General features: G+C 38.0%; 9 protein-coding genes, 2 pseudogenes and 1 riboswitch. Of the genes and pseudogenes, 9 read left to right on the forward strand and 2 right to left on the reverse strand.

Translation table 11 applies throughout. The annotated features are described in order from the left end of the window. The first annotated feature begins 136 nt into the window (after positions 1–136). The 9 genes from EJF25_RS23605 to EJF25_RS23650 all read left to right on the forward strand — a co-directional run bounded on the left by EJF25_RS23605 (position 137) and on the right by EJF25_RS23650 (position 9,012). Complete coding sequence (locus EJF25_RS23605; RefSeq protein WP_125043145.1) at positions 137–1,876, forward strand: RHS repeat protein; 1,740 nt, start codon at positions 137–139, stop codon at positions 1,874–1,876. 76 nt (positions 1,877–1,952) lie between these two features. After that, a complete protein-coding gene (locus tag EJF25_RS23610; protein ID WP_125043147.1) occupies positions 1,953–2,570 on the forward strand; it encodes a superoxide dismutase in 618 nt (205 codons plus the stop codon). 294 nt (positions 2,571–2,864) lie between these two features. Beyond that, positions 2,865–2,955: riboswitch (TPP riboswitch) on the forward strand. A gap of 59 nt (positions 2,956–3,014) precedes the next feature. Continuing rightward, positions 3,015–3,215 carry a sulfur carrier protein ThiS gene (gene thiS, locus EJF25_RS23620; RefSeq protein WP_125043151.1) on the forward strand — a complete coding sequence of 67 codons (201 nt, stop codon included), beginning with the start codon at positions 3,015–3,017 and terminating at the stop codon, positions 3,213–3,215. Positions 3,216–3,219: 4 nt separating this feature from the next. Continuing rightward, positions 3,220–3,837, forward strand: coding sequence for a thiamine phosphate synthase (locus EJF25_RS23625; protein WP_125043153.1), 618 nt, complete (start codon positions 3,220–3,222; stop codon positions 3,835–3,837). Positions 3,838–3,916: 79 nt separating this feature from the next. Next, positions 3,917–4,693 (forward strand): thiazole synthase, encoded by a 777-nt coding sequence (locus EJF25_RS23630; RefSeq protein ID WP_125043155.1) that lies wholly within the window; start codon positions 3,917–3,919, stop codon positions 4,691–4,693. A gap of 48 nt (positions 4,694–4,741) precedes the next feature. Further along, the gene (thiC, locus tag EJF25_RS23635) at positions 4,742–6,430 is read left to right on the forward strand and encodes a phosphomethylpyrimidine synthase ThiC (protein ID WP_125043157.1); all 1,689 of its coding nucleotides are present in this window, start codon (positions 4,742–4,744) and stop codon (positions 6,428–6,430) included. Positions 6,431–6,472: 42 nt separating this feature from the next. Then, positions 6,473–7,621: a 2-iminoacetate synthase ThiH gene (gene thiH / locus EJF25_RS23640; RefSeq protein ID WP_125043159.1), complete on the forward strand. Its 1,149-nt coding sequence runs from the start codon at positions 6,473–6,475 to the stop codon at positions 7,619–7,621. Positions 7,622–7,649: 28 nt separating this feature from the next. Then, complete coding sequence (locus EJF25_RS23645; RefSeq protein WP_125043161.1) at positions 7,650–8,342, forward strand: HesA/MoeB/ThiF family protein; 693 nt, start codon at positions 7,650–7,652, stop codon at positions 8,340–8,342. 61 nt (positions 8,343–8,403) lie between these two features. After that, positions 8,404–9,012, forward strand: a complete 609-nt coding sequence (locus tag EJF25_RS23650) for a thiamine phosphate synthase (RefSeq protein WP_125043163.1) — start codon at positions 8,404–8,406, stop codon at positions 9,010–9,012. Positions 9,013–9,096: 84 nt separating this feature from the next. Here the strand turns inward: EJF25_RS23650 and EJF25_RS23655 are convergent. Beyond that, positions 9,097–9,668: pseudogene (locus EJF25_RS23655) on the reverse strand (porin family protein). Between the two features lie 186 nt (positions 9,669–9,854). Then, positions 9,855–10,369 (reverse strand): annotated as a pseudogene (locus EJF25_RS23660) (outer membrane beta-barrel protein). Positions 10,370–10,692 lie beyond the last annotated feature (323 nt).

The following is a 10,692-nucleotide window of genomic DNA, read 5'->3' on the forward strand; positions in this document are numbered from 1 at the left end:
AAAAACTATGGGGATTTTTAACAAACCCTTAGCGTCCTAAATTGTTTCAATAGGACAAAAGTATAATAATCATTTGACAATGAAGATATTTTTGTGAATTTTCATCACTAACTATTTTAACCTAACACCCAAAGCAATGAAAAAGAATATATTATTCACAATCATTTGGGGCCTTTGCCTTGCCACATGCATCCCACAGGCTATGGCACAAAAACAAGGCCGTATGGAGAAACTTCTAAGGCATCTGAACGATAATGACACTGCGAAGTGGCAAAAAAGCCGAGAGAAACTTGACAATGAGACGCAGACATATTACGCTGATGCTCTGTCTTTAATGGATATTCTCAATCAATTATGGAATAAGCAAAGTGAACAAGCTGCTACCAACTATTTCGGACGTTATGAAAGAGCAGCCGAGGCTTACTTTCCTGCAATCTGTGAAGCTGAGAATATAGAATTATCTAATATACGAAACAGAGCCGATAAATCAATTATCGACATCTTAGAGGTATCGAAAAATAAAATACCTTTCAGCCGCATACTTTTGGACAGTATCCGTACTACCGGTTATCCAATGGACTCTACCATGCTGGAGAAAATAAAAAGTATCCGCGAATTAGCATTGATGGAAAATATGTTGAGTACACCTACTCTTCAAACTTATCAAATTTATATCAAAGAATATCCGAACGGGAAATATCTCTCTCAAGTCAATACAGCAGAAAACAAACGGCTCTATCAGCTTGTAAAGAGTAATCCGAATCCGGATAATTTCAAAGCATTCTTTGAAGACACAGCAATGCAAAAGTTTTTCCAAGATAAAGGGCCACGTCCTTATCTTAGTGAAGTTCGCACACTCTATGATGACTTCTTGTTTCAGAATATCGATACACTTCAAAAGAAAGGAGATGCAACCGCTATCCGGCAAATCATTGATGAGTATAAAGATTCACCTTATCTGACGCCTTCCGAACGAACTCATTTAGACGAACTTGAGTTTATTAGTGAGAAGGCAGATTTTGAGCTGCTGAAACCGACTTTAACTAGTTCCGAATCACTCAACCTATTAAAAAAGTTCCTTGCAACACATAAATATAAGGAATTTCGCGATCAGGCGAATGCATTGCGTCAAGGATTTATTTTACAATCAATCGTCTCTACTCCCAATTGTGTGAAGTATTATAATCAGGGACGCTTGACAAAAGTAAGTGAAAGCGATAGTACCGGCATTCGTTCGACAACATACTCGTACAACGATAAAGGGCAAGTCTTATCAATTGTATCCCTCACAGAGAAAAATGGTCAAACCATTAATCAGATAAAAACCAGTATGCTATACGATCCACTTGGACACTGTATTTTTGAAGTAAAAACGGACCCCAAAACTCAAACAGATTTTTACCGGAGAATACGTCACTTCAATTCTGATGGAAGTATTGAAAGCGATTCGCTTAAATATACGGATGGGAAATTGGTTACCAGTAACTATAACAAGCAAGGATTGCTAACAGAAGTGAAAGAATATGATAAAAATGGAGAACTGCAAACATCTACCATCCATAAATATGATGATAAAGGAAGATTGCTGGAATCACAACACCAGAATCTACAATTTACCAACTCTCCTGCTCAGATACTTTCACAAAAAGAAATATATGAGTACGATAAATATGGTTACCTGAACAGGATCGTCTATCAACGTATTTCCAGTAATAATCAAAAGACTGATGGATACCTAACTTGTATATACGATGAATATGGTAACCGGATTGATGGTAACTCCTATTATGAATATGATAATACCGGACAATGGATATGCCGTACTAATTATGATAACCCCAATGATACGGAACGTATTCAAAATATTTATAAGTAAAGAAAAGAGGTAATGAACTTTTTTATCTTAGGAGTTGTTATTACTATATAAAACATCCATTTAAAATTTGGACAATATGAATACTATATTAATGTCTTTAATATTTATGACCATGACTTACGAAATGCCTAAACTTCCATACGCAAACAATGCGTTGGAACCTGTAATCAGTCAGCAAACTATTGATTTCCACTACGGTAAGCACTTACAAACGTATGTAAATAACCTAAACAGCCTTGTGCCGGGAACAGAATATGAAGGTAAAACAGTTGAAGAGATTGTTGCAACCGCTCCTGATGGAGCCATCTTCAATAATGCCGGACAGGTATTGAATCACAATTTATACTTCTTGCAATTTGCTCCTAAACCTTCGAAGAAGGAACCAACAGGAAAATTGGCAGAAGCTATCAAACGTGATTTCGGAAGTTTCGATAACTTCAAGAAAGAATTCAATGCCGCTGCGGTTGGCTTATTCGGTTCCGGATGGGCTTGGTTATCAGTAGACAAGAACGGTAAACTCCATATTACCAAAGAAGCCAACGGTAGTAACCCGGTACGTGCCGGATTGAAACCTCTTCTTGGATTTGATGTTTGGGAACACTCCTATTATTTGGATTACCAAAACCGTCGTGCCGATCATGTGAACGCACTGTGGGACATCATTGATTGGGACGTGGTAGAAAAAAGAATGTAGCCAGTCTTTTTTTTATAAAACTAAACTATTAAGAGGTCGCTGTGAAAAATTCTACAGCGATCTCTTTTTACTTATTTTATTGCATATTAAATGTACAGGGAACAGGTCTTGAATTATCTATCTGTAAACTAACGACACAACGTTTAGAAAATGATATATGGATTGATAAGAATTATAAAAATGGAGCAAGATTAGTATTTTCCCATCACATCACAAAACCGAAATTAATAGAAATATGAAAAAAAATCAGTTAATTTGATGTTTTTCTGTTTCTTTTTCACTTACTTTGTCGTCGTAAAGACAAAGGGGTGCCCAAAAGGCTGAGATTATACCCTAATAACCTGATACAGTTAGCACTGACGTAGGGATTGTGTTTCTTCTTATCACTTTCAATAAAAGCACGCTCTTTGTATTTACTTTCAACTTATTTAGATTAATAGGAAAATGAAAGTACAAGTAAACAACAAAGAGGTAGAAATTGATTCAGCTTCTACTCTTACACAACTGATTACGAAATTGGAACTTCCGTCCCAAGGAATTGCTGTTGCCATTAACAACAAGATGATCCCCCGTACTGAATGGGAATGTTTTTCACTCCAAGAGAGTGATAATCTGGTAATTATTAAAGCAGCCTGCGGAGGGTAACCAAATGGTCAGTCTACAATTTATCACTCATCAGACCGATGTATATTCTTATTTTGAATCGGCATGCATGGCACTCGAAGGAGGATGTAAGTGGATCCAGCTACGTATGAAAGATACTCCTCTTCAAGAAGTTGAAGCCGTTGCACTCCAATTAAAGCCACTTTGCAAAGAACACAATGCTATCTTATTGTTAGACGATCATGTCGAATTAGCTAAAAAGCTAGAAGTAGATGGTGTTCATCTGGGCAAGAAAGACATGCCTATCGACCAAGCCCGACAAATTCTTGGTGAAGCATTCATCATTGGTGGTACTGCTAATACATTTGAAGACGTCTTACAACATTACCATGCTGGAGCCGATTATCTTGGTATTGGCCCTTTCCGATTTACTACCACTAAAAAGAATTTAAGTCCTGTTTTGGGATTAGAAGGTTATTCTTCTATCATTTCACAAATGAGAGAGGCTAATATAGAACTGCCGGTAGTTGCAATAGGAGGAATCACCTATGAGGACATTCCTGATATACTCCGAACCGGTGTAAACGGAATAGCCCTTTCAGGTAGTATTTTACGAGCAGAAAATCCAGTGGCAGAGACTAAGAGGATTCTGGACTGTTATTAATTTCTTTGTTCACTCCATCATACAGGAAACAAAGAGTAATCCATCATTTAGAAAATTCATCATTCAAAATTACCATAATATGGAAAAGTTAGTAATTGCGGGACGTGAGTTCAATTCCCGCCTTTTCCTGGGAACAGGAAAATTCAACTCCAATGAAGTAATGGAACAAGCCATTCTAGCCTCAGGCACAGAGATGGTAACCGTAGCAATGAAACGTATCGACATGGACAACAAAGAGGATGATATGCTGAAACATATCATTCATCCTAATATCCAATTGTTGCCTAATACTTCCGGTGTACGCGATGCAGAGGAAGCAGTATTTGCCGCACAACTGGCACGAGAAGCATTTGGAACAAATTGGCTGAAACTCGAAATTCACCCCGATCCGCGTTATCTACTCCCCGATTCTATGGAGACTCTGAAAGCAACAGAACAATTGGTGAAACTTGGTTTTATTGTACTTCCTTATTGCCAAGCAGATCCTGTACTATGCAAACGTCTGGAAGAAGCTGGTGCAGCCACCGTAATGCCTCTCGGAGCTCCTATCGGTACCAATAAGGGATTACAAACTAAAGAATTCCTGCAAATTATTATTGAGCAAGCTGGCATTCCTGTAGTTGTAGATGCGGGTATTGGTGCACCAAGTCATGCAGCAGAAGCAATGGAACTAGGTGCATCTGCCGTTTTAGTAAATACTGCAATAGCGGTAGCCGGAAATCCGGCAGAAATGGCAAAAGCATTCAAGGCCGCAACTGAAGCCGGACGGCAAGCATACGAAGCTGGTTTAGGATTACAAGCAGCTAACTTTGTAGCAGAAGCTAGTTCACCCTTAACTGCATTCTTGAATAAGTAAAATGAATACTTCAATTGATATTTATTACTCAACTGAAAAACATTATATATGGAACAAAGAATAAAATTTCCTCGCTCTCATAAAGTATATCTACCCGGTAAGCTTTATCCGAATATCCGTGTAGCTATGCGGAAAGTAGAACAAGTTCCCAGCACCAGTTTCGAAGGAGAAGAAAAGATTGTAACGCCCAATCCGGAAATATATATATACGACACTAGTGGACCGTTCAGCGATCCGGATATGAGTATTGATCTGAAAAAAGGCTTGCCGCGTATGCGGGAAGAATGGATCGTCGGACGAGGTGATGTAGAACAGCTTTCTGAAATTACATCAGAGTATGGACAGATGAGACGTGATGATTCCAGTCTTGATCATTTACGTTTTGAGCATATCACCCTGCCTTATCGTGCAAAACAAGGAGAAGCAATCACTCAGATGGCATATGCCAAACGGGGAATTATTACTCCTGAAATGGAATACGTAGCTATCCGCGAAAATATGAATTGTGAGGAACTGGGTATTGAGACTCATATTACGCCTGAATTCGTCCGCAAGGAGATAGCAGAAGGACGTGCCGTACTTCCAGCCAACATCAATCACCCGGAAGCGGAACCTATGATTATCGGTCGCAACTTCTTGGTGAAAATCAATACAAATATCGGAAACTCCGCTACTACTTCCAGCATTGACGAAGAAGTAGAAAAAGCACTATGGAGCTGCAAATGGGGAGGTGATACATTGATGGACCTCTCTACCGGTGAGAATATTCATGAAACACGTGAATGGATTATCCGTAACTGTCCTGTTCCGGTAGGCACTGTACCTATTTACCAAGCATTGGAAAAAGTAAATGGTGTTGTAGAAGACCTAACCTGGGAAATATACAGAGATACTTTAATAGAACAATGCGAACAAGGAGTAGATTATTTCACCATTCATGCTGGTATCCGCCGTCATAACGTCCATCTTGCTGACAAACGTTTGTGTGGCATTGTCAGTCGTGGAGGAAGTATCATGAGTAAATGGTGTTTGGAACACGACTGTGAAAGTTTCTTGTATGAACACTTTGATGATATCTGCGATATTCTGGCACAATATGACGTCGCAGTATCATTGGGTGACGGATTACGTCCGGGTTCTATTCACGACGCTAACGATGAAGCTCAATTTGCAGAATTAGACACCATGGGAGAATTGGTTCTTCGTGCATGGGAAAAGAATGTACAAGCCTTTATCGAAGGCCCCGGTCATGTACCTATGCACAAAATCAAAGAAAACATGGAACGCCAGATTGAGAAATGCCACGATGCACCTTTCTATACCCTCGGTCCATTGGTAACCGACATAGCACCGGGATATGATCATATTACCTCAGCTATTGGAGCTGCACAAATTGGCTGGTTAGGTACTGCCATGCTGTGTTATGTCACTCCCAAAGAACATCTTGCCCTACCGGACAAAGAAGATGTTCGCATAGGTGTAATCACTTACAAAATCGCAGCCCATGCAGCAGATTTAGCAAAAGGTCACCCGGGTGCACAAGTAAGGGACAATGCACTAAGTAAAGCTCGTTACGAATTTCGTTGGAAGGATCAATTCGACTTGTCTCTTGACTCGGAACGTGCACAAGCTTATTTTCGTGCAGGACATCACATAGATGGAGAGTATTGTACGATGTGTGGTCCTAACTTTTGTGCTATGCGATTGTCGCGTGATTTAAAGAAGAACAGGAAATAATCCTAATTTCTTCATATTTAAATTTTAATTCTATATTTTATTATGTTCTCAGACGAATTAGAAAAAATATCCTGGGAAGAGACGACAAAAGCCATCTATTCCAAAACCGATGTTGATGTACGTCGTGCACTAAGTAAAAAGGAGCATCTGGATGTCAATGACTTTATGGCACTGATTTCTCCTGCTGCTGCTCCTTACCTGGAAGTTATGGCACGTCTTAGCCAAAAATATACTATGGAACGGTTTGGTAAAACCATCTCTATGTTTGTACCGCTCTATATTACCAATTCATGCACTAATTCATGTGTTTATTGTGGTTTCCACATCAGTAATCCGATGAAAAGAACCATATTGACCGAAGAAGAAATTGTCAATGAATATAAAGCTATCAAGAAGCTAGCTCCTTTTGAAAACTTATTGCTCGTTACAGGAGAAAATCCAGCCGCAGCGGGAGTTCCGTATATTGCTCGTGCATTAGATTTGGCAAAACCTTACTTCAGCAATCTGCAAATTGAAGTAATGCCTCTAAAAGCTGAAGAATACGAGGAACTGACACATCATGGTTTGAATGGTGTTATTTGTTTCCAAGAGACTTATAACAAAGCTAATTATAAGATTTATCACCCAAGAGGTATGAAGTCCAAATTCGAATGGCGCGTCAATGGTTTTGACCGGATGGGACAGGCAGGTATCCATAAAATCGGTATGGGAGTCTTGATCGGTTTGGAAGAATGGCGGACAGATGTTACTATGATGGCTTATCATCTCCGCTATTTACAAAAGCACTACTGGAAAACAAAATACAGTGTTAATTTTCCACGTATGCGTCCATCTGAGAATGGAGGGTTCCAGCCTAACGTCGTTGTGAATGACCGGGAATTGGCACAGCTTACTTTTGCCATGCGCATTTTTGACCATGATGTAGATATCTCCTATTCAACCCGCGAAAGTGCAGAATTTCGTAACCATATGGCAACTTTGGGAGTAACAACCATGAGTGCAGAAAGTAAAACCGAACCGGGAGGGTATTACAGCTATCCTCAGACATTGGAGCAATTCCACGTAAGTGATGAACGAAAAGCAGTAGAAGTGGAACGTGACTTAAAAACACTCGGACGCGAACCGGTTTGGAAAGACTGGGACCAGAGTTTCGACCAATTCTCCAAAGGGAGGATTTCTAAAATCTCATAGCTATTAAGAATATAAAATATTATTATTTATGCGATACAGCAGACAAGTCATGCTTCCTGAAATTAGAGAAGCAGGTCAAGCCAAACTAAAAAAAGCAAAAGTCCTCATCGTAGGCGTGGGAGGGTTAGGCTCTCCCATCTCTCTCTATTTAGCTGGAGCAGGCGTTGGTACTATCGGGCTGATAGATGATGATAAAGTAAGTATCAACAATTTACAACGTCAGATATTGTATACCGAAGCTGATATCGACCGTCCCAAAGCAGTTTGTGCCGCAGAAAGACTCTCTTCTCTCAATAGTGAAATTTGCCTCCACCCTTATCCTACACAACTTAGTACCAATAATGCACTTGAACTCATTAAAAACTATGATATAATAGTAGATGGTTGTGATAATTTTACTACTCGTTATCTAATGAATGATACGTGTATCACTTTAGGGAAAACGTATGTTTATGGAGCAATATGCGGATTTGAAGGACAAGTTTCTGTTTTTAACTATGGAGAGAACAGGAAAAGCTATCGCGACCTATATCCTGATGAGGAAGAAATGAAACGTATGCCTTCTCCTTTCAAAGGTGTCGTAGGAATTACACCTGCTGTAGTGGGAAGTATTGAAGCAACCGAAGTTTTGAAATTAATTTGTGGATTTGGTGATACTTTGTCAGGTAAATTATGGACAATTGATCTGCGGACATTACAAACTAACATATTTTCACTATAAACGTTGGTTTCTGAAGTACCTAATCACTAACTTTGCTAAACTTTACAGTTTAACAAAAGAAATGAAATTAATTGTAGTTACTCCCCCCACTTTCTTCGTTGAAGAAGATAAGATTATTACCGCTCTTTTTGAAGAGGGACTGGATATTCTACATCTTAGAAAACCGGAAACTCCGGCTATGTATTCAGAACGCTTATTGACACTTATTCCTGAGAAATATCATCGACGCATCGTTACACATGAACATTTTTATCTCAAAGAAGAATATAATCTAATGGGAATTCACTTAAATGCCCGTAACCCGAGTGAACCACATGATTATGCTGGTCACGTCAGTTGCTCATGTCATTCTGTAGAAGAAGTGAAAAATAAAAAACATTTTTACGATTATGTGTTTATGAGTCCCATTTATGATAGTATTTCCAAAGTGAATTACTATTCCACCTATACAGCAGAAGAACTACGCGAAGCACAGAAAGCAAAAGTGATTGATTCCAAAGTGATAGCATTGGGAGGAATCAACGCTGATAATCTATTAGAAATAAAGGATTTTGGGTTTGGTGGTGCTGCTATATTAGGAGATTTATGGAACAGATTCGATGCTTGTTTAGATCAGGATTATCTAGCAGTTATTAGGCATTTCAAAAAGTTGAAAAAGTTAGTTGACTGAGAAATATAAAAATTAGATATAAACTAAAAAGCCGTTATGATTGATTTATCATAACGGCTTTTCTTGTAAACCTCCAATTATTTATCAAAACTTATAGCCCACTACAATAGAGAAGTTTATATTCTTGGGATTGCCATGTTTCTGTACATCTACCAAACCGAATTGCCCATCCAATCCTGCTATTATACGGCCAAATTCAAAAGCAACCCCTACACCTAGCCCCGCATCAAAACGTTTCAGCATATCATCTCCAAAGTATTAACCTTATGTTCGGTATCATTTCCTAAATCTTGTTTCGTTTTACCAGCAATACCGCAAGCAAGATAAGGTCCAGCATTCACAACAAAATTAATATTGTCTGCTATATTGAAACGAGCCGCAGCCATCACTGGTAATTCCAAATACATAGCATTAATACTATTTCCATCTTTCTTTGCACCCTTACTGCTTAAGAATAAAGAAGGTTGCAATGACCATGTATCATTGAAAGCATATTCAAAACCTCCTCCAAGTTTAAAACCAACTTTGGCATTCAAATCAAGATCACCGGTATAATTACTAAAGTTCATTCCTACTTTGGCATTCCATCCTGTAATCTGTGAAAAACCTGCTACTGAAATCAGTGCAAATAAAATAAATAAAACACTCTTTTTCATAATTTTAAAGTTTTAAATTAATACTAAGGCCATTGCCTGACTACTAAACAATACAAATGTATTTTTGAAACCTGTATTAAACAACTTTTTCGTTAATATGGCTATTAATTATAGAGTTTATACATAAAAAAGGGAATTCCCCATTTTGGAGAACTCCCTTTCCTATCTTTATTATTTATTTATAGTTTAGAACTCGTAATGGAAACCGATGGAAAGATCTTCACTAGTGAGTTGAAGTCCAAAAGCATCTCCATTAGAATGCACATTTTTCTGATAACCTAAAAACCATATTTAGCAATAAAAGAAAAATGATCATTCAGTTTAACGGCAATACCTGGTCTTAAACCAATCTGACCAAATTTAGTAGTATCGCTGTCTTTTACTTTATTAAAACCGATTGCAGCAGTTCCATCTAAGAACAAACGCACAATATCATTCTGGTAGTATGACCAACGAATATAAGGAGCAACAGACAGTGAATTAATATATGCTCCCTTCAAATAATCGTGTGAATAACCTAACTCAGCTCCCAATGCCCATTTTTCATTAAAGTTGTAACCAATTTCCGGAGCGATCATGAAGGATGTAGAGTTTTCAGTACTTGCACGCCAAATACTAAAAGATCCACCAACATAAACTCCTTGTGCTTTTACAGCCAAAGTGGCCAATAATACAAATAATACTAATAATCCTTTTTTCATCTCATTTTTATTTGTTAAACAAATAAACCCCATATAAATATGGGGCTGTTTTTCAGCTACAAAAGTATATTTCTTTTTTAATGAAACAATTTTTTTGTTAGTTTTTTATAATTAGAGACTATGAACGTAAAAGCAAGTATCGTATAACTACCTTTTTAAAGCCCCTCTGTTATATTTCTTTTCATCCTTAATTGATAATTTTATCCCTATAAATACTCCCTAGTTAGTATACTTTTAAAAAAAAGGACTTACTCTCAGAGCAAATCCTTTTCCTATTAATATTAAATACTATCAAAAGCTTATTATCATTCTTCAATTGCTGC

Source organism: Bacteroides faecalis, assembly GCF_003865075.1.
GTDB classification, from domain to species: Bacteria; Bacteroidota; Bacteroidia; order Bacteroidales; family Bacteroidaceae; genus Bacteroides; species Bacteroides faecalis.

Coding starts and splice junctions, on each gene's coding strand:
- thiS (WP_125043151.1), top strand. CDS start 3,015: ATGAAAGTACAAGTAAACAACAAAGAGGTAGAAATTGATTCAGCTTCT.
- EJF25_RS23625 (WP_125043153.1), top strand. CDS start 3,220: ATGGTCAGTCTACAATTTATCACTCATCAGACCGATGTATATTCTTAT.
- EJF25_RS23605 (WP_125043145.1), top strand. CDS start 137: ATGAAAAAGAATATATTATTCACAATCATTTGGGGCCTTTGCCTTGCC.
- thiC (WP_125043157.1), top strand. CDS start 4,742: ATGGAACAAAGAATAAAATTTCCTCGCTCTCATAAAGTATATCTACCC.
- EJF25_RS23610 (WP_125043147.1), top strand. CDS start 1,953: ATGAATACTATATTAATGTCTTTAATATTTATGACCATGACTTACGAA.
- EJF25_RS23645 (WP_125043161.1), top strand. CDS start 7,650: ATGCGATACAGCAGACAAGTCATGCTTCCTGAAATTAGAGAAGCAGGT.
- EJF25_RS23650 (WP_125043163.1), top strand. CDS start 8,404: ATGAAATTAATTGTAGTTACTCCCCCCACTTTCTTCGTTGAAGAAGAT.
- thiH (WP_125043159.1), top strand. CDS start 6,473: ATGTTCTCAGACGAATTAGAAAAAATATCCTGGGAAGAGACGACAAAA.
- EJF25_RS23630 (WP_125043155.1), top strand. CDS start 3,917: ATGGAAAAGTTAGTAATTGCGGGACGTGAGTTCAATTCCCGCCTTTTC.